The 19,567-nt window shown below is 67.8% G+C and carries 17 protein-coding genes; 11 read left to right on the plus strand and 6 right to left on the minus strand.

Annotated features, from left to right (window positions below):
• Positions 1-14: 14 nt before the first annotated feature.
• Complete coding sequence (locus tag EP7_RS12650; RefSeq protein WP_463528209.1) at positions 15-1,025, minus strand: hypothetical protein; 1,011 nt, start codon at positions 1,023-1,025, stop codon at positions 15-17.
• A gap of 283 nt (positions 1,026-1,308) precedes the next feature.
• Positions 1,309-2,640, minus strand: coding sequence for a DUF1501 domain-containing protein (locus EP7_RS12655; protein ID WP_463528210.1), 1,332 nt, complete (start codon positions 2,638-2,640; stop codon positions 1,309-1,311).
• A 249-nt stretch (positions 2,641-2,889) separates the two neighbouring features.
• Here EP7_RS12655 and ychF point away from each other — a divergent pair, with 249 nt between their 5' ends.
• From ychF to EP7_RS12670, 3 genes are all read left to right on the plus strand, one after another.
• On the plus strand, positions 2,890-3,981 hold the full coding sequence (gene ychF / locus EP7_RS12660) for a redox-regulated ATPase YchF (protein WP_463528211.1): 1,092 nt from the start codon (positions 2,890-2,892) through the stop codon (positions 3,979-3,981).
• A gap of 72 nt (positions 3,982-4,053) precedes the next feature.
• On the plus strand, positions 4,054-4,446 hold the full coding sequence (locus tag EP7_RS12665) for a RidA family protein (RefSeq protein WP_463528212.1): 393 nt from the start codon (positions 4,054-4,056) through the stop codon (positions 4,444-4,446).
• 143 nt (positions 4,447-4,589) lie between these two features.
• On the plus strand, positions 4,590-5,561 hold the full coding sequence (locus tag EP7_RS12670) for an epimerase (protein ID WP_463528213.1): 972 nt from the start codon (positions 4,590-4,592) through the stop codon (positions 5,559-5,561).
• A gap of 67 nt (positions 5,562-5,628) precedes the next feature.
• Here EP7_RS12670 and EP7_RS12675 read toward each other — a convergent pair whose 3' ends face one another.
• A complete protein-coding gene (locus EP7_RS12675; protein ID WP_463528214.1) occupies positions 5,629-7,140 on the minus strand; it encodes a hypothetical protein in 1,512 nt (503 codons plus the stop codon).
• A 151-nt stretch (positions 7,141-7,291) separates the two neighbouring features.
• Here EP7_RS12675 and EP7_RS12680 point away from each other — a divergent pair, with 151 nt between their 5' ends.
• Complete coding sequence (locus EP7_RS12680) at positions 7,292-7,933, plus strand: hypothetical protein (RefSeq protein ID WP_463528215.1); 642 nt, start codon at positions 7,292-7,294, stop codon at positions 7,931-7,933.
• A gap of 88 nt (positions 7,934-8,021) precedes the next feature.
• On the opposite strand, the gene EP7_RS12685 is transcribed toward EP7_RS12680, so the two are convergent.
• Complete coding sequence (locus EP7_RS12685) at positions 8,022-9,359, minus strand: peptidylprolyl isomerase (protein WP_463528216.1); 1,338 nt, start codon at positions 9,357-9,359, stop codon at positions 8,022-8,024.
• A gap of 507 nt (positions 9,360-9,866) precedes the next feature.
• Here EP7_RS12685 and EP7_RS12690 point away from each other — a divergent pair.
• On the plus strand, positions 9,867-10,214 hold the full coding sequence (locus EP7_RS12690) for a type II toxin-antitoxin system RelE/ParE family toxin (protein WP_463528217.1): 348 nt from the start codon (positions 9,867-9,869) through the stop codon (positions 10,212-10,214).
• A gap of 7 nt (positions 10,215-10,221) precedes the next feature.
• Positions 10,222-10,557 carry an XRE family transcriptional regulator gene (locus tag EP7_RS12695; protein ID WP_463528218.1) on the plus strand — a complete coding sequence of 112 codons (336 nt, stop codon included), beginning with the start codon at positions 10,222-10,224 and terminating at the stop codon, positions 10,555-10,557.
• 39 nt (positions 10,558-10,596) lie between these two features.
• Here EP7_RS12695 and EP7_RS12700 read toward each other — a convergent pair whose 3' ends face one another.
• Positions 10,597-11,925, minus strand: coding sequence for a sigma-54-dependent transcriptional regulator (locus tag EP7_RS12700; protein ID WP_463528219.1), 1,329 nt, complete (start codon positions 11,923-11,925; stop codon positions 10,597-10,599).
• Between the two features lie 247 nt (positions 11,926-12,172).
• On the opposite strand from EP7_RS12700, the gene EP7_RS12705 reads away from it, so the two are divergent.
• Together EP7_RS12705 and EP7_RS12710 are read left to right on the plus strand one after the other, a co-directional pair.
• Complete coding sequence (locus EP7_RS12705; RefSeq protein ID WP_463528220.1) at positions 12,173-13,525, plus strand: metallophosphoesterase family protein; 1,353 nt, start codon at positions 12,173-12,175, stop codon at positions 13,523-13,525.
• Positions 13,522-17,055, plus strand: a complete 3,534-nt coding sequence (locus EP7_RS12710; RefSeq protein ID WP_463528221.1) for an AAA family ATPase — start codon at positions 13,522-13,524, stop codon at positions 17,053-17,055. The genes EP7_RS12705 and EP7_RS12710 overlap by 4 nt, the downstream gene beginning before the upstream one ends.
• A gap of 45 nt (positions 17,056-17,100) precedes the next feature.
• On the opposite strand, the gene EP7_RS12715 is transcribed toward EP7_RS12710, so the two are convergent.
• Positions 17,101-17,592, minus strand: a complete 492-nt coding sequence (locus EP7_RS12715; RefSeq protein WP_463528222.1) for a hypothetical protein — start codon at positions 17,590-17,592, stop codon at positions 17,101-17,103.
• Between the two features lie 773 nt (positions 17,593-18,365).
• Between EP7_RS12715 and EP7_RS12720 the strand changes: the two genes are divergently transcribed.
• The 3 genes from EP7_RS12720 to EP7_RS12730 all read left to right on the plus strand — a co-directional run bounded on the left by EP7_RS12720 (position 18,366) and on the right by EP7_RS12730 (position 19,469).
• A complete protein-coding gene (locus tag EP7_RS12720) occupies positions 18,366-18,869 on the plus strand; it encodes a hypothetical protein (RefSeq protein ID WP_463528223.1) in 504 nt (167 codons plus the stop codon).
• Between the two features lie 80 nt (positions 18,870-18,949).
• Positions 18,950-19,150, plus strand: a complete 201-nt coding sequence (locus EP7_RS12725) for a hypothetical protein (protein WP_463528224.1) — start codon at positions 18,950-18,952, stop codon at positions 19,148-19,150.
• A gap of 124 nt (positions 19,151-19,274) precedes the next feature.
• Positions 19,275-19,469, plus strand: a complete 195-nt coding sequence (locus tag EP7_RS12730) for a hypothetical protein (protein WP_463528225.1) — start codon at positions 19,275-19,277, stop codon at positions 19,467-19,469.
• The last annotated feature ends 98 nt before the right edge of the window (positions 19,470-19,567 follow it).

Raw genomic sequence — 19,567 nt, forward strand, 5'->3', positions numbered from 1 at the left:
GGGCGAAGTCCGGGTTACAACCGGGTGATGGTGCATTTCCGCTGATTCAAGGCTTCCATATTCGCCCTCATCCCCTCGGTGATGCGTCCGACGAGGTCATCGGGTAGCTGGCCTTCGATCACGATCCTGATGTTGCCCAGGCCACCGGTGACCGAGACCGTCACTCCTTCGACGAGGAAGCGTGTTTCATCCCACTCCGCTTCCTCAGGGGGGCCCATCGTATATTCGACGTTCTCGGGAAAGAGCGCCTTCGTATTCATATAGAAATCGATGGATCCGATCTCCTTTTCCTCCTCCTGGACTGAAAACTCCGCCCAGTTCCGGTCGGTCAGCCGACGCCAGACTCCGGTCCGGGTATCCAGGGCGTACTCTTCAAAATTCCGTCGAAAGTCCTGCTTTCCGTCACGCAGTCCGAGAACTTCCCCCCTTCGGACGGTGATGACCCCTTCCGAATCGCACTCGGCCTTGTGCTTGTGGATCCAACCCGGCATCTCGCCCGTGGTCTGAATCTCCTTGATCGCGTAGTCCGCCAGGTCGAGGGCGAAGACGGGCGTGTCGCCGAGGCGGCGGTCGTCGGGATAGCCGACGCTGCCGATGAGGATGATTCGATGGTCGACCAGCGTCGCCGTGTGGAAGTCCGTCGGCGGGAAGATCTCCTTCGGATATCCGTAGATCTCGATCTCACCGCCCGGCCCGGTCACGACGACGTCGTTGTAGATGTAGAAGTCGGGGTCGTAATAATCCTCATGCTCGCCGGCGACGCTGACGTATCGGCCGTCGGGCAACCGCGTGTGGGTCGCGCCCATCCGGTCGAACGTCCAGATCGGGCCTCCGTCATCGCAAATCGACAATCCGAAGCGTTGGCGGGCGTCGTATGGCCCGTATCCCGACTTGACGATCCCGTCGCGGATGATCATGCCGGAGTCGGTGACGACGTCGTCCTCCTCGGGCTCGGCCTTGCCGTCGCCGCGGATCATCCATTCCCAGAATTCGACCCGCATCCGCTCGGGATTGGCGGTGCCCATGCGAGGACATCGCTGCTGATCGAAGATCGAGCGACTGATTTCCATCGGAACGGCCCCCGCCCAGGCTCGGATCGCCCCTTCTCCACCCGTCTGTTCGGCAACGATCGCCGAGGCGGTGACGACGAGGGGGAAGGCCGGCACCGACTGCATCCAGAGCCGCGATGTCGACGCCCGGTTCGCATCCGGCGCCACGTTCGCCCCGGGAATAAGGGCCCGTATCCCGGCATCTCCCAAGCCAGAACGGCTTCGAGACGGCTCGATCAAGGCACGCGCGATCCGGGGCTCAGACGAGTTTTGCGATGGGCTGGGCGGTGCTGGGGAGGATGGAGATGGGGCGGTCGGACTTGTCGTTGACGAAGCCGTTGGGGTCGATGCCGAGGTTGTGGTAGACGGTGGCGAGGATGTCCTGGTAGTGAATGGGCTGGGCGGCGGCGTAGGCGCCCATGGCGTCGGTGGCGCCGATGACCTGGCCGGTCTTCATGCCTCCACCGGCAAGGAGGACACTGTTAACCGGGGCCCAGTGGTCTCGGCCGGCGTCCTTGTTGATCTTGGGAGTCCGGCCGAACTCGCCCATGACCAGGACGGTCACGTCGTCTTGCAGGCCCCGGGCGTGGATGTCCTCGATGAGGGCCGAGATGCCCTGGTCGAAGAGGGGGAGGTGCTTCTTCATGAGGTTGAAGTTGTCGCCGTGCGTGTCCCAGAAGCCGTAGGCGACGGTGACGCAGCGGGCGCCGGCCTCGACCAGGCGTCGGGCGATCAGGAGCTGATCGTTCCACATGGGGGCGGCGTCGCCCAGGGGGGTGGAAACCCCTTTGCCGTAGCGGTCGCGGAGGCGCGGGTCTTCGCGCTCGACGTCCAGGGCACGCGCGACCTTGTCGGAGGCGAGCACGCTGAAGGCACGCTCGTAGAACCGGTCCATGCCCTGGGTGGCGGAGGTGTCGACGGAGCGGCGGAAGGCGTCGAGGTTGGAGAGCAGGCCCTTGCGGTCGCCGAAGCGGGCGGGGGCGATGGAGGTCTGCTGGAGCAGGGCGAGGTCGTCACCGCTCATGCGCGAGGGGGAGTGCGAGACGCCGAGGTAGCCGGGCCCCGGGCTGTTGTAGGGCTTGTGCTGCATGACCGGGAAGAGGTCGATGAACGGGGGGACGACCGGGTCGCGGGGGCCTTGCAGGCGGGAGATGACCGAGCCGAAGTGGGGCCGGTGCTCGCGCTGGGCTACGTCCATCGGGTAGCCGGTAGCGGTGTGGAAGCTGCTGTGCTCGTCGCGCATGCCGACGATCGAGCGGATGACGGCGTACTTGTCGGCGATGCTCGCCAGGCGCGGCAGGTGCTCGCAGACGTCGAAGCCGGGGACCTTGGAGGCGATGGGCTTGAACTCGCCGCGGATCTCGGCGGGCGCGTTGGGCTTGAGGTCGAACGTGTCCTGGTGGGCGATGCCGCCGGCGAGGTAGACGAGGATGACCGACTTGTTGGAGGAACCGAGGCCGGCCTTCTCCTCGGCGCGCAAGAGCTGCGGCAGGGCCATGCCGCCCAGGCCGAGCGTGCCGGCCTTGAGGAACGAGCGTCGGCTGAGCCCGTCGCAGTATCGCCCTTCGCCCCGTCCCAGCATGTCGAGCATCGCGTCGGCCCCCTCCGTCGCGCCGTCGGGAACCGGCCATTTCGAGGCCGGGATGACGTCACGTCAACCAAAGTTTAACACCGGGCGAACTTCGGGGCAACGGCGGGGGGAAGTTCAGGAGAGACAGGCGGAGCCTTGCAAGTGTAGGATGGCTGGCCCAACGCGGAGCCGGGCGGGCCGCCGATGGGCCGGGTCTTGCCGCCTCTATCTGTCCAGTTCCGTCCAATTTCGTGAGGTCGTCGGGGCACTATGAGAGCCGGTATCGTCGGACTGCCCAACGTGGGCAAGAGCACCCTGTTCAACGCCCTGACTAGCTCGAAGCAGGCCCAGAGCGCCAATTACCCGTTCTGCACGATCGAGCCGAACGAGGGGGTCGTCAGCGTCCCCGACGAGCGGCTGGGGCGAATCAGCAAGTACATCGTCCCCAAGAAGCTGGTGCCGGCGGCCTTGCGGCTGGTGGACATCGCCGGGATCGTCAAGGGGGCCAGCATCGGCGAAGGGCTCGGGAACAAGTTCCTCAGCCACATCCGCGAGGTGGACGCCATCTTGCAGGTGGTCCGCTGCTTCGATGACCCCGACGTGGTGCACGTCGCCGGCGCGGTCAACCCGCTCTCGGACATCGAGACGATCGAGATCGAGCTGATGCTGGCCGACATGCAGACCCTGGAAGGGGCGCTCGGCCGGGCCGAGCGCGCCGCCAAGGGGAGCGATAAGGAGGCCAAGCTGCGGTACGACGTGATCCGCAAGTGCCTGGATCACCTCAAGACCGACGAGCCCCTGCGCAAGCTGACCCTCGACGAGATCGAGACCAACGCCATCTCCAGCTTCGGCCTGCTGACGGCCAAGCCCATCCTTTATGTGGCCAATGTCGACGAGAACGACCTGGCCGGCGAAGGCCCGCTTGTGCAGCAGGTCCGCGACTTCGCCGCCAAGGTGGGCGCCTCGGTCGTCCCGGTCTGCGCCAAGCTGGAATCGGAGATCGCCGAGTTGGATGAGGCCGACCGCGCCGAGATGCTGGAGTCGTCGGGCCTGCCCGAGGCCGCACTCCCCGTGCTGGCCCGCGAGGCCTACCGCGTGCTCGGCCTTCAGAGCTACTTCACCGCCGGCGAGATGGAAGTGAGGGCCTGGACCATCCCCATCGGCGCCACCGCGCCCCAGGGGGCCGGCGTGATCCACACCGACTTCGAAAAGGGCTTCATCCGCGCCGAGGTCTACACCCTGGCCGACCTCGAGGCGTACAAGGGCGAGAAAGAGATCCGCGCGGCCGGCAAGCTGCGGGTCGAGGGCAAGAGCTACGTGATGCAGGACGGCGACATCTGCCACTTCCTCTTCAGCAACTGAGCCCCCGCGGCGCGTTCCGTTCCGTTGCGACTTTGACCGAGTCCCCTTCCTCTAGCAGCGAGCGTCCGAGCGATGGCACGTCAGAACATCTCGACCGGAAGCAAGTGGGAACCCATCGTCGGCTATTCGAGGGCCGTGCGCGTGGGCAACCACGTCAGCGTCTCGGGCACGACCGGGACCGGAGCCGACGGCAAGATCGTCGGCGTCAACGACCCTTATGCGCAGACGCTCCAGGCCCTGAAGAACATCGAGACGGCCCTGGTGCAGGCCGGCGCCTCGCTGGCCGACGTGGTGCGGACCCGCCTGTTCGTGACCAACATCGTCGAGTGGGAGAAGGTCGCCAAGGCGCACGGCGAGCTGTTCGGGACCATCCGCCCGGCGACGACCATGGTCGAGGTCAGCCGCCTGATCGACCCGGACATGCTGGTCGAGGTCGAGGCCGACGCGATCATCGAGCAGGGCTGAGGGTTTCCCCCGCCCGTCGGGCACGCAAGCCGCCCGGCCTCATCTTTGTCCTCGGGTCAAGCGTGATTCGAGGTCGATCGAGGCCGGGATGCCCGTCTTCCGCGAAGGCATCGCCTTGAATCCCGTCGGGTGAGGCCAATTCGATGACCGGACTTTCGCGAACCGGCCGGATTGTGATCGCCGGTGGCAGCGGGTTCCTGGGCGTCTCGCTCGCCACCCATCTGGCGGCCCTGGGTGCGTCGGTTGTTTTGCTCTCTCGACGCCCGCCGAAACCTGTCGGGCCGTGGAGGCATGTCACTTGGGATGGCCGCACCCCGGGCGAGTGGTGTCGAGAGCTGGACGGTGCGATCGGGCTGGTCAACCTGACGGGTCGCACGGTCGATTGCATCAAGACACCCGACCATCAGGATGAGATCCTCCGTTCGCGGGTGGAAGCGACGCGGGTGCTGGGGAGGGCCGTGCGGGCCGTCGATTCCCCGCCGCCGATCTGGGTGCAGATGAGCACGGCCCACATCTATGGCGACCCTCCGGAAGTGATCTGCACCGAGGACTCGCCCTTCGGCTACGGCCTTGCACCGTTCGTCGGGCGTGCCTGGGAAGAGGAATTCCGGGCGAGCGTCCTGCCCTCGCAGCGTTCGGTCATCCTGCGGACGAGCATCGTCCTCGGCCGCGACCGGGGCGCCGGGGGCGGAGCCTTGAAGCCGCTGGCGAGGCTGGCAAGGCTGGGACTGGCCGGGACCATCGGATCGGGCCATCAAGGGATGAGTTGGATCCATGAGGCCGATATGAACGGCCTCTTCGAGCGTGCCCTGATCGACCCGGCCATGCAGGGCCCGTACATCGCCTCCTCGCCCAATCCCGTCTCGCTGCGGGACTTCATGCGTGATCTGCGCCGCGCCGTCGGCATGCCCATCGGCCTGCCGGCCTCGTCCTGGATGGTCCGGATCGGGGCGCACTGGTTCCTGCGTACCGACCCAGATCTGGTTCTGTATGGACGGTATGTCGTCTCGAAGCGGTTGCAGGAGGAGCGGTTCGAGTTTCAGTTCCCGGATCTCGGCGATGCCTTGAACGATCTGCTGGGCCGTCGCAGGCCCGAGCCTCACCCCGCCACCTGAGAGGGTCCCGCTCGGATCATGGCCCGCACAGGACGCAACGGGGGGTCGAGCACCCACTGTCCGAGAGTTAATTTCCGGGAGGTCGGCCCCCCTGGGCGAGGGATTCGGGCGAGAGCCAGCTGAGGGTGCGGGCAAGTCGGGCTTGGTTGTCATTGAGTGTCGATCTGGGCTCGGCCTGGACATGCGCCGGGCCGAATGCCCAGGAGGTCAGGCCGCCCGCGGCGATGAGCACGGGCAGGAGCAGGCCGCTGTTCATGGCGAGGTCGGCGACGCTGACGGCCAGCACGGCGACGGCGGCCGAGACGCCCCCCCACTGGGGACCGTCCCAGGCGAGGCGACGCAGGCGGGCCGCGGCCCCGGCCAGGGGAAGGTGGAGGGCGACCGCGACGGTGGCCAGACCGAGGGCCCCGTACATGCCGGCGGCCAGGACCCAGAGGCTCACGGCGATGGGGTCGAGGAAGGTGCCGTCGGGGGTCAGGCCCGACCAGTCGGCCACGCCCCTGCCCAGCAGCGGGTGGGCGGCCAGGGTGGGGAACTGCTCCTGGATCCGGGCCAGGCGCCAGGTGAATGACGACTTGCCCAGGCCGTGGAACAACGAGCGGGCCGCCTGACGCGGGTCTCCGCCGGCGTTGATGGCGACCCAGGCCAGGGCGCCGAGCACCGCCAGGCCGACCAAGCCGACGCCCCCCAGCACCAGGCCCTTGCCGGCGTGCCCGAGCCGGCCCCGGACCGCCAGGGGGAGTAGCGCCAGCAGCATCAAGGCGATGCTGGCGTGCGACTGGCAGGCAAGGCAGGCCGCCGCCAGCGCAACCGGCACGGTCAGGGCGGGGATCGTCAGCCGGCCGATGCGCAACGGCTTGCGGTGGCCCGTGGCCCAGAGCCAGCAGGATGCGACCGCCGCGGTGGCCATCCAGATGCCGAGCTGGTTGCCGTGCTCCAGCAGCACCAGAGGCCGGTGGCCGACCCGGCGCGGGGCCCCATCATAGCGATAGACATGCCCGCCATAGGCCAGGTGATACCAGACCGGCCCGGTGACGAACTCGACGGCGCAAAACGGCAGATAGGCCAGCCCGGCCACGACCCAGGCCCGGCAGAACTGGAGCATCGCGGGCGCACCAGCAAACGCAAGCCGGCCGACGGCGTAAGGAACCCCCCAGGCCAGGATCAGGTGCCGCACCTGGGAAAGCCCCTCGGCGGGAGGCCGGCCATTGGCCAGGCTCGAGGCGAGCGGGATCGCGCACCAGGCGATCATTGGCAGGTCGAACCACCGCGGGCGGAGGCCGGATGGAGAACCAGGCCGGCGCGTCGGGCAGTGGAACAGGAGGATCCCGGCAAGGCACCCCAGGCCGATGGCCGTGGCCTTGTTCAGAGGCGGCGGGGCGGGAATGGCCATCCCATGCACGGGGCCGAAGAGTTCACGGCCGTTTTCGAGGGCCGACTGCGGATACTCGGAGTTGGGCAGGATCGCCCAGCCGCCGATCACGGCGATGAGCGACGCGGTGCGGACGTCGAGCCGCCAGAAGAGCACAACCGTGACGACGATCCAGAGCCCAAGGAACAGGGCGGGCGGTGCGAGCATCGGTCGAGTCTCGGGGCCTGGCGTGGGGCCAGCTTCGGATGCCGACGGGGAGCATCGAGCAGGCCATCCCGAGTATCCTATGAAGCTCAGGGCACCGGCGACACGGGAGACCGGCGGTTTACTCCCGACGATGATGAGGGGACCTTCGGCGATGTCGCTTCAATTGGCCGATTCATTCGTGGGACGCTGGGCGATCGCCTTGATGTGGTCGGCTGTCGCCTGCTGGGGCCTGGCCGCGGTCGCGGCCGTCGCGCGGGGGATCCATGATTCGCGGGCGAGGCGATGGTGGCTGCTGCTCGCCGCCCTGTCCGCGGCGATGTCGCTGGAGATGGCGCTGGGGACGCGCTACCAACTGATCGTCCTGCTGCGCTCGGCCCTGAAGACGGCGGGGCGAGACTACTATCTGGGCCGGCGGCCGGTGCAGGGGGCCCTGATCGTCGGCGGCCTGGTGGTCGCCGCCGGCCTGGCGGCCTGGGCCTGGTCGATCGCGAGGCGAGTGTCGCCCGGGTGCAAGCTGGCCCTGATCGGTGCGCTCGTCGGCTGGGCGGGCATTGTGATCGAGACGATCTCGCTGCACCAGATCGACATGCATTATTCGATCTACTGGGCCATCTGGTTTACGGGCCTCGCGCTGACCTTCGCGGGCCTGGCCCGGGGAGGCAACCCGGGGCGACTCGACGATGCGATTCAGGTCGATTCGACGGGCCGGCGGATCGCCAGGCTTGCCGCGGCCGTCGTGCTGCTGAGCCTGCCGGAAGTCGTCGACCTGGTCTGGAGACGACTCGGGGGTTGAGACGAGACACCGCCACGGACCCCGGCGAGACGCGAAATCTCGCCGGGGCGGCCTTCGGGAATCGGACCCTGGCGGGTGTTGACCGTGGCTAGAGCTTCGGGACGGAGGCCCGCACGACCAGCGTCTTGCCCGTGTCGACGGTCGTCTTCGACCCGTCGGGGTCGGTCACGGAGACGAGGACGTGGTACGTGCCGGCCTGGACGCTCGCGTCCAGTTTCCGCGACGAAATGTTGAGCTTGGCCTGCCTGCCCGCCTTCAGCCTGACCTTCGCCGCGACGCTCGCGATGGTGATGTCCGACGACGAGCCCGTGGTGGTCGTCGAGAGGCTCAGCGTCACCTGTGCCTTCTGCGAGACGGCATCCGAGGAAGCGACCAGCGAGACCGACTGCTGGATCCTGACCCGCTGGCCCGCGACGACCGAGGCGGGCAAGGCGCCCCTGGTCACGGGGGTCAGCACCGAGGCGGGCTGGGGCTTAGTCGACACGGACGGGGGCTGAACCACGGGGGGAGCCGTCCCCGGCGGCGCCGCGGAGACATTCACGACGAACGTCTCCGTCGCTTGACTCCCGTCGGCGCCATACCCCACGACCGTGATGTTCGCGGTCCCGGCCGCGAGCGGTGTGACGACCAGGCTCTTCCCCTGGACCGACGCGGTGGCCACGGCGGGCGCGTTGCTGGAGGTCAGGAACAGTTCGTTCGCCGCGGTCACGCTCTTGATCAGGATCAGGTTGGAGGGCTGGACGCTCGTCCCGGTGGTGTAATTTTGCAGGGGGATCTGGTCCAGGGGCGAGCTCAGCGGCGATGGCGAGGGAGAAGGGACCGCCGCGACCGCGTCCATCACGGCCAGGCCCGCGGCGCCCACCACGCTGCCGAAGACGGTGAAGCCGCCATTCTGGTTGTCGAGGTTGGAGGCGTTGGCGTTGGATTCGTTGAAGAAGAACTGGCTGGTCGCGCTGTTGGGGTCGTTGCCGAGCTTGGCCATCGCGATCGTGCCGCGCACGTTCGACGCCCCGTACTCATTCTTGACCGCGGGGTCCGCCGTGATGGGCACGATCTTCGGCGTCGACGTGAGCTGGAAGCCGCCCGCTTGCCAGATGAAGCCGGGGACCGAGCGATGCACGACGGTGTCGGTGTAGGCGCCCTTGCCGGCGTAATTCAGGAAATTCGCCACGGTTGCGGGCGTGGTCTTGGGCGTCAGCAGCACCGGGATCGTGCCGAGCGTCGTGTCGACGACCGCATAACTGGGGGTCGTCGCATCGGGATCCTTGAAATAGGAATCGAGCGCCACCGGCGCCGAGGCGACGCCCGCCGCGATGCTCAGATCGGGCAAAGGGGCCGTCACGGCCATCGTCAGCAGGGCACGCGTCTCGAGATGCTCGACCGGGCCCAGACGGCCCGACCGACGCAGACGTTCCGGCCTCTTCATCGAAGCTCTCCGAATGACATAACTGCCTGGAATCCGCGAGATTGCAGCCAGGCAAGATTCGAGATCCGGCAGCTCTCTCGGGCCGGCCTACGAATTCGGGAGATAATCGGGCCTCGAAATCCGTTCCCTGATCTCGCGCCGAGGGCCCCCTATTACTGCCGATCGGCCTTCAGGGACAGGCCAGTTTCGGGACGCTCAATTCAAAGCTCATAACTTCTTTGATACAATCCGATGGGATGCGCGTGGACGGCTAGCCACCCTGATCGCGGCGGCCGACGATGACACCCTCGCAACAGCTCGCCGTCACCTTCCAGTGGTTCGCGCAACTCGCCAATGGGTCTGGAATCGTTTCCGGAGCAGGCACACGAAGTGTTCGGGAGAATGCTCAATCAATCAGTGAACTGAATGGGATCCTGGGACATTGATTCGACGCAATCGTGGGTGCAGATTGCCATTGACAACATTCCCCCGATGGAATATATTCCCTGAAAGGAATGAGGGTGCCCGATGGACTGGGATGTTCTGTTCGATGACGAATTCGCGGAATGGTTCGAGACGCTGGATGAAGATCTTCAAGACGAGATCATCGCCCGTACCAACTTGGTCAAACAATGCGGGCCACGGCTCGGAAGGCCCTATGTCGATACGGTCGAGGGCTCCGTTTTCGCCAACATGAAGGAATTGCGGGTGCAGCACCGGGGTTCTCCCTGGCGGATTCTCTTCGCGTTCGATGCCGCTCGGGCCGCCATTCTGCTGGTCGGCGGCTGCAAGCGGGGCGATACGCGGTGGTACAAGACGCAGATCCCGATCGCCGACGAACGCTTCCGTCGGCACCTGAAACGCCTGGAACGGTGAGACGAACATGCCCATTCGTTTAGACGATTACATCGCCAAGCTCCCCAAGGAGAGGCAGGACGCCATCAAGGTGCGGACCGCGGAATTGATTGCCGAGGAATTGACGCTGAGGCAATTGCGCGAGGTCCGCGAGCATTCGCAAGAAGCGGTTGCCCAGGAGCTGCACATCAATCAGGCCTCGGTCTCCAAACTCGAACGCCGCACCGACATGTATCTCAATACGTTGCGCCGGTACATCGAGGCCATGGGCGGCAAGCTCGAGATCATCGCCCGCTTCCCCGATCAGGCCGTGCGGATCAGCCAGTTCGAAGCGATTGACCCCGAACGCCAACCTCACGAGTGAGCCGGCGCAGCCTTCGTCGCGCCGGGATCGTCCCGCGGCTCAACCGAGCTGGATGTTGTAGCGCTTGACCTTGCGATAAACGGTGGCCTGGCCTAGACCGAGGATGCGGGCGGCCTCTCGGACGTTGCCGTTGCCCTGGTGGAGGGCGTCGAGGATGGCCTGTTTCTCGATCCGGTCGAAGACCCGGAGGTCGGGAATTCCCATGGAGAGGAGGGCCGGGGCGGGGGGGGCGGCCTGGATCTCGGGCGGGAGCATGGCGACGCCGATTTCGGGCTCGCGGCAGAAGATGACCATCCGCTCGATGAGGTTTTCGAGCTGGCGGACATTGCCCGGCCAGTCGTGGCGAGACAGGAGGTTGAGGGCCCCGGGGGAGATGGATTCGGCGGGCAGGCCGTGGCGGGCGGCGGCGAGGGACAGGAAGTGACGTGAGAGCGCGGGGATGTCCTCGACCCGGTCTCGCAGCGGGGGGACGGCGATGGGGACGACGTTGAGGCGGTAGTAGAGGTCTTCGCGCAGTGAGCCCCGGCGGACCTGTTCGAGGGGATCTCGGTTGGTGGCGGCGAGGATCCTGATGTCGACGGGGCGCATCTTGCTGGAGCCGACCCGGTGGAAGGCCCGGTCCTGAATGAACCGGAGGAGCTTGGCCTGGAGGGCCACGTCCATCTCGCCGATCTCGTCGAGGAAGAGGGTCCCGCCGTCGGCGGCCTCGCAGGCGCCCATCTGGACCTGGTCGGCGCCGGTGAAGGCGCCTTTCTCGTGGCCGAAGAGGGTGCTCTCGACGAGCTCGCGGGGAAGCGCGGCCATGTTCAGGGCGATGAACGGGCCGTCCCGGCGCGGGCCCAGGTCGTGCAGGCTGCGGGCGACGACCTCCTTGCCGGTGCCGCTCTCGCCCAGGATGAGGACGGTCACGTCCGTCGGCGCGACCCCCCGGATCAGGTCGCGGACGCCTCGGATGGCGAGGCTCTCGCCCAGCAGCCGGGCGGGTTCGGCGGCGAGGGCCGCCCTGCGCGGGGGCTCGGCGTGGTCGAAGCTTTGCCTGATGAGGGCCTGAAGCCGCGTGGGGTCGATGGGCCGGGTGAGATAGTCGCAGGCGCCGAGCTTGATGGCGGCGACGGCCCCTTCGATGGTCCCCGCGTCGGTCATCAGCACGACGACGCGGCCGGGGTCTCGACCGAGGATCTCGCGCATCAGCTCGACGCCGTCGGCCTCGCCGAGCCGGGTCTTCAGGAGGATGAGGCCGGGGGGTTCCTCGGCGAGCCTGGCATGCAGCTGGCGTGCGTCGGCCGCGGCGGTCGACCTCCAGCCCCATGACTGGATCTGGCCGGACAACCCCTTGAGCGAACGCTCGTCGTCGTCGGCGACGAGCACGGCGAATTTCCTGGACGCGGGCATGAAGGCAAAACGAGCCGCGAGGCCCGCCAAGACAAGGGGCGGAACGGAGAATAACTGGCCGGGCCATGGGGATTATCCCGATTGCTCGGCGAGTCGAACACGCACCCGGCGCAATCCGCGTTGTGGCTCGGGGGGTATCTGGCTAAAATGCCACCTGTCGCAATGAACAGGTACCTGCCATCGAGTCAAGAGCAAGGCTCCGGGTAAGGCAGCATCGAGGCGGATGACGGCCCGAAGGGCGGCCCCCGCGATGCGCCGGGCCGAGGACGGATACACGCCCATGTTCCGGTTCTTGCACGCCGCCGACATCCACCTGGACAGCCCCCTTCGCGGCCTCGACCGCTACGAAGGGGCCCCCGTGGATCAGGCCCGTGAGGCCCCCCGCGGCGCACTCGGGAACCTGGTCACGCTGGCCCGAGACGAGAAGGTCGACTTCGTCGTCATCGCCGGCGACCTGTATGACGGCGACTGGCCCTGCCACAACACGGGGCTGCATTTCGTCAAGCAGATGACGACCCTGAAAGACGCGGGGATCAAGGTTTACGTCATTCAGGGGAACCACGACGCGGCCAACGTGAACACCCGCCACCTACGTCTCCCTGACAACGTGACGGTGCTGCCTACCGACTCGCCTGTCACGCTGCACCTGGACGACTGGAAGGTGGCCCTGCACGGCCAAGGCTATGCCACCCGCGCGGTGGAGGCCGACCTGGCCGCCCGCTATCCGCAGGGGGAGCGAGGCTGGTTCAACCTGGGCCTGCTGCATACTTGCGCCGAAGACGACGGCGGCGAGCACGGCCGCTACGCCCCTTGCACGCTGGACGGGCTGCGGTCGAAGCACTACCAGTACTGGGCGCTCGGACACGTCCACGGACGACGAGGCCTGCACGCGGCGGGCGACGAGCCGGTCTGGTTTCCCGGCAACATCCAGGGCCGGCACGTGCGCGAGCCGGGGCCCAAGGGGTGCTTGCTGGTGACGGTGAACGACTCCAACCAGGCCGAGGTCGAGTTCCGCGCCCTGGACGTCCTGCGCTGGGAGACCCTGAGCGTCGACGCCGCCGACGCCGAGGACCGCGACGCGGTACTCGACCGGGTGGGGACCGAAGTCGCCCTGGCGATGGAGAATTCCGAGGGTCGCCCCCTGGCGGTACGGGTCGAGCTGAGGGGGAACTGCCGGGCGCACGCCGAGCTAACCGCCGACCCTCACGACCTGGCGCAGCAGGTCCGGTCGACAACGATCACGGCGAGTTCCAACCGGGCCTGGGTGGAGAAGGTGCGCGTGCTGACCTCGCCGCCGAGGCGTCGTGTGCCGGTTTCCGTCGGCGACGGGCCGCTGAGCGAGCTTGTCGGCCTGCTGGGTGAGCTTCGTTCGGATCCCGAGTCCCTGGCCAGGCTCGTCGCGAAGGAGCTGGGGGACCTCAAGGCGAAGCTCCCCGCGGAGCTACGCACCGGGACGAGCGTGGATGACCCGGCCAGGCTGCGAGACGCGCTCGATGCCCTGGTTCCAGGATTGCTGGGCCAACTGGGTCTGGCCGAGGCCGATTTCTGCGAGCGCAGCCGGGGGCCCGGGCAATGAGGATCGACCGACTCGACCTGCAAGCGTTCGGGCCGTTCCAAGGGCGGACCCTGGACCTCTCCGCAGGGCAACACGGCCTGCACCTGATCCACGGGCCCAACGAGGCGGGCAAGTCGTCGGCGATGCGTGCCGTCCGGGCCCTCTTCTTCGGCATCCCGGTGCAGACGCCCGACAACTTCCTGCACAGCTACGATAAGCTCAGCCTGGAAGCCGACTTGCGCCTTGCCGACGGCACATCGCTGACCGTCCGCCGCCGCAAAGGGAAGAAGGACACGCTCTCGCGCATCGGGCCCGACGGCACGCAGGTACCCGACGATGACGCGCTGCGGGCCCATTTCTCGGGCGTCGACGAGGCGCAGTTCAACCAGCGGTATGGGCTGGGGCACGACGAGCTGACGCAGGGGGGCCGGGCGCTGGTCGAGGGCAGGGGGGATCTGGGCGAGGCCCTGTTCACCGCCGGCATCGGCCTGGCCGAGCTGAAGAATCTGATGTCGACGCTGACGGCACAGGCCGAGGCCCTGTTCCTTCCCCGCGGCAAGTCGGTGCCGCTGATCAACAAGGCCCTGGCCGACCTGAAGGAGAAGCGCAAGGAGTTGCAGGGGACCGAGATTGCCGGCGAGGCCTGGGCCCGCCAGGAGATGCAGGTCAAGGACTCCAGGCAGCGCGGAAGTGAGATGCTGGCGCAGCTACGCGCTCGGCGGGCCGAGCGGGGGAAGCTGGAGGCACTCACTCAGGCCAGGCCCCTGCTCTTGCGCCGCCAGGCGGCGCTCGAAGGGCTGGAGCGGCTGAGATACGCGCGATTGCTGCGACCCGAATTCGCCGCCGAGCGGAGTCAGGCGGAGCGAGACCGCGCGGCGGCCTTGACGCGGCATGAAGACGCCCGGAAGACCCAGGTCGATCTGGCCGGCCAGATCGACGCGATGGAGCCCCCCGGCCCTCTGCTCGACGCCTCCGACGCCATCGAGCACCTGCGGGAGCAGCTCGGGACGCATCGCAAGGACCTGGTCCGTCGGCCTCAGATCGCCGATCGGCTGGCCGCCGCCGAGGACGAGGCACGCGCCAGGCTCGCCGAGCTGCGCCCCGACCTGGCGCTCGACGAGGTGGGCAGCCTCCGGCCCACCAAGGCGCAGGTCGCGGCCATCAGGTCGCTCGGCCAGCGTCGCGAGGCCCTTGCCGACCGCCTGGACGCGGCCCGCAAGGCGATTGCCCACGCGCTGGATGCCCAGGCCAGGCTGGCCGGTGACGGCGGATCGGCTGAGGGCCCGGGGCGCGTCGAACTCGAATCGCTCCAGCAAGCCATCGATGCGGCGCGCCAGGCGGGCGACCTCGATACCCGCCGCGCCAGGGCGCAGGCCGACCTGAATGCCAGCTCCGCCAAGGCCCGCCGCGACCTCGATCGCCTGGCCGGCTGGAACGGCTCGCTCGACGAGCTCGAGGCCCTCTGCGTGCCCGATTCCGAGACCCTGGGCTCGCACGAAACCAGGCTTCGCGACGCCGAAGACGACCTCAAACGCCTTGGCGACGAACTCGGCGAGGCCGAGGCCGACCGCAACCGGGCAACCGTCGAGCTCGACCGATGCCGCGAGCAGGGGGACGTCCCCACCGAGGCCGACCTGCTTCGAGCCAGGGCCAGGCGCGACGCCGGCTGGCGCCTGGTGCTGGACGTCTGGAAAGGCCCGGAAACCGACGCCGTCACGCAGGCCGCGGTCGGCGTTGGGTTCGATTTCCTGGCCGATCTCCCCCCGGGCGCCGACCTCGCGTCGGCCTTCGCCGGGGCACAGGCCGAGGCCGACACCGTGGCCGATCGCCTGCGTCGGGAAGCCCAGCGATCGGCCGAGCTGGCCCACGCCCGAAGTCGGCTCGAACTGGCCGCGCATCGCGTGGGCATGCTGCGGGCCCGGGTCCGTCGGGCACGCCGGCACCTGGACGCCGCCCGCTCGGATTGGGCCTCGCGGCTCTGGGCCCGACTGGGGCTGGATCCTCTCCCCCCGCGCGAGACGCGGGCCTGGCTCCAGTCGCATCAATCCCTCTGCACCCAGGCCGAGGCCGTGCGAACGGGCGGCGCGACCCTCGCCGAGCTCGACCGCGAGATCGGCCACCATCGCGGGGCACTGGCCGCGGCCCTCGGTCGGCTCGGCCACGCCGCGGGCGCGACGGATGGTTTCACGCTGGCCGACCCGCTGACGCGGGCGCAAGCCCTGGCGAATCACCTGCGGGAGACGGATCAGGCCCGCGCCGAGCTGGCCGGCGCGAGGCGCGAAGCCGATGAGGCCGAGGCCTCCCTGGCGCGATGGAAGCTCGACTGGGAGGCCCTCGTCCGGCCGATCGGGCTCGACGCCGACGCCACGTCCGAGGACGCCTCGGCGATGCTCGGCGCCATCGATGACCTGCTCCGCAAGGTCGAGGACCGCGACAAGTGCCGGCGCGAGCTGGCCACGATCGACGGTGATGCCGATCGCTTCGAATCCCAGAGCAGGGTCCACATCGCCCAGCTTGCCCCCGACCTCGTCGGCCAGCCCGTCCATCTCGCCGTGCAGACCCTCGCCGCCCGACTCAAGCTGGCCGGCGAGGCCAAGGTCACGCGTGACGGCCTGGTTGCGCAGGGAAACGCCGCAGAGCTGAAGGCCAGGGCCGCCGAGCTGAAGATCGCCGAGGCCACGGCGCAGCTCGAAGCCCTCTGCCGCGAGGCCGGGGTCGATCACGTCGATGACCTCCCGCTGGCCGAGGAAGCGAGCCGAGAACGACGCGACCTGGAGCAGAGGCGGCGCGAGATCGACGACCAGCTGACCGACCTGGGAGGCGGCATGGATGTCGACAGCATCCGGGACCAGATCGACGCGTACGGGCTGGGGCCGAAGGAGATGGAGGAGGAGATCCAGCGCCTCGACGATGACATCAAGGTCCTCGAGGAGGCGTACGGCGAGGAACGGCAGGTCACCGGCCAGATGTCGCAGGAGCTGGACCGGATGGACGGCGCGCCGACGGCGGCCCGGCTGAACCAGGACGTGCAGTGCATCCTGGCGGGGATCGACACCGACGCCGACCGATACATCCGCGCCCGGCTCGCCTCGGCCGTGCTGCGGACGGCGATCGACCGCTACCGGCAGAAGAACCAGGACCCGATCCTGAACCGGGCCAGCGACCTGTTCGCGGCCCTGACTCTGGGGTCATTCAAGGCGCTGAAGGTGGACAACGACGACCGCGACGACCGGCCCGTGCTCAGGGGAGTCCGGCCCGACGACAGGACCGTCGACGTCGCCGGCATGAGCGACGGAACCGCCGACCAGCTCTATCTCTCGCTGCGGCTGGCCAGCCTGGAGGGCCAGCTCAACCCGCGCGAGCCGCTGCCGCTGCTGGTCGACGACATCCTCATCCAGTTCGACGACGCTCGCGCCGTGGCGGCCCTGCGGGCGCTTGCGGAGCTTGCCACGCGCACCCAGGTCCTGATGTTCACGCACCACGGCCACCTACTGCCGCTGGCCCAGGCGAAGCTCCCCAAGGGGACCGTCTTCGTGCATGAGCTGGCCTGAATGACCCGGAGTTGGGGCCGGGTCCCCAACTCCGTCCGTGTGGGCTCAGTGGCCGTGGAGCCAGTCGTAGAAGGGGCGGTCCGAGAACAGGCCGGAGACCCCTCGCTCGGCGTCGAACAGGTCGTGGTTCTTGTTGTACTGGAAGGAGCCGGGGGCGATCTGGCCCGCCTCGTCGACGGCGAAGCAGCCGACCACATCGCCGGTCGGGGGCTCGTCGGCGTCGTCGCCGCGGAATCGTGGGTCGACGATGTAGAGCCACTCGCCCGGCTGCTTGGCCGCCTCGCCCTTGATCTCGGGGGTCTTGGCGGCGACGTCGTTCATGTAGCCGATGAACTTGGCGATGAAGTCGGGGTTGAGCTCGAAGGTCTCGAGCTGGAAGTCGCCGTCGGGGCCGGGCTGGAACCGGCCGACGATCGAGGCGGTGTCGATGCCCCGGGCCCCGGCCAGCACCGGGTCGACGAAGCAGACGACGTGCGCCTGCACGCCCTCCAGGTCGATCTCGTAGACGTTCAGCAGCGGCAGGGACGAGTCGGGCATCGTCGAAGAATCCGTGGGCGTCGGGGTCGTCGCGGGGGACGGCGAGTCTACGCGATTGCCGGCCCCCTTGCCGACCGCAACCAGGACCCTCCCCGCGCGAACGGGGGAAATCGGCCGCCGGAGGCCGCCGCGGCCCATCGACCCGCGTTGCAGCAGCCGCCCGCTCGATGCGGAGACGCTTACGAGTGATGGCGTCCGCGCGTGACCTGCGATAATCGCCCGGATGTCGCCCGTGAGTTCTTCAGCATGGTGGCCTTGCTCGCCGAAGCCAGGGGGGCCGCCCCCGAGCCGAAGCAAGCCTTCGCCAGGTCAACGAGGGCCGAGGCCTGCGGGGCGAGCGTGCTGGCCCCGACCCGGCGCAGACAGGACCGATCAACAAATGGAAAACCACGATGAAAACATGATTGATGGGTGACGTATAATCGCCGTTTTGGCGGTCCCGGTCGGCCGATCTCGCGAAAAAAAATCCGGCCTGGGACAGCCCGGTTGACTTGCGGATCTTGATCTTGCACTGTAGTTCGAACGTTGGGTCTCATGCTCGCAGGACGGGCCGGGGATTGATCTCGATTTCGAGATCAATCCTAAATGATACAGCCCTGAGACATCCTCCGCTCGGCCCATCTCAATCCCGCACATCCCCTCTTCGTTCGCCCCAACCGGTTTGAGTGCCAGGGCACTGCGGCGATCGGCCAGAAATGGCCACTCCACCTAATCGCCCCCCCAAACTCCTATTAAAGTCCGCTTTGATTGAACCCCCTTCGAGATCGCATGGAATGGCCGAAGTCCCGCCTCAGCCCGTGGTCGCCCCCCCCAGCCGAATGCCTCTCCTCATGCTCGGGCTCATCAATCTGGCGCTGCTGGCGGCGCTGCTGGTGACGTCAGGGAGAGTGAAGCTGCCCAGCGTGATGCCCGGCGTCGGTGCGTCGCTGGTCGTGCTCAACGAGACGCTCGCGCCGATGCTCGAGATGACCCTGACTTATCCGGGGGGTAACTTCCCGATCCCCAGGCTCGACGCCGGCAAGTCGGTCGGCTCCCCGGTGAACGTCCCGGGCGAGTGCAAGGCGACGCTGTCGTTCCGCGACGAGGATGGGAACCCCTACACGCAGGAATTCACCATCAAGCCGGTCGGCGACTTCCTGATCCTGATCTATGTTTTGCCGGTGCTCGAGCCGTCCGAGGTCGAGCTGGCCGGCGGGTCCCGCCAGAAGGTGCTGGTCCCCTCGCGCACAAAAGCCCGCGTCCTGGTCTCCTACCAGGGTGAGAATCTGAACATCTGAAGAGGCGTTTGACCGACATCCTCGCCTCGGCCGCCGGGCTCGCCCAGGTCGGCCGACCGAGGACCTCAGGAGTTCCCTCCATGACGTTCCCCCTGGCCGGCCTCCGCTTCGTCCTCGTCTCGTTGCCCGCGTGTGCGTTGTTCGCCCTCGCGGGCGGCTGCGGCGAGGCACCCAAGGAGCCCGTCGCCGTCCCGCCGGTCGTGACGAAGAGCGACACGCCCTTCAACTTCGAGAACCCGTACAACAAACCGTCCAAGTCGCCCGCCAAGGGCAAGAAATAACCGAGCCGGGGAGACGTCCAGCCCCCACCTCGTCTTCGCCCCCTTCCCTCGGCCCGACCCGAATGGGACGAGCCACGATCCTCAGCTTCGTACGCCCGAGTCCCCTGAGCGGAGAATCCTCACGATGAGTCGAGCCCTGACCGGTTGCCGTGTCATCCTGTGCTCGACCCTGGCTTTCGGCATCTTCGCCTTCTCCATCGCCGGCTGCGGCGGCGGCGAGAAGGAAGTCGTCTACGCCCCGTCTGGCAAGTCCAAGGATGCCCTCCAGAAGGACATCGAGAATCCCTACGGCGTCGCCCCAAAGGCCAAGAAGAAGTGACGTCGGGGGCCCCTCGCCCCCCTCTCCATCTCGACCATATCCCCCCCTCGTAGGCGATCTCCCGGGGTCGCATCACGATGCAACGAACCAGGTCGCCG

Source organism: Isosphaeraceae bacterium EP7, assembly GCA_038400315.1.
GTDB lineage: Bacteria > Planctomycetota > Planctomycetia > Isosphaerales > Isosphaeraceae > EP7.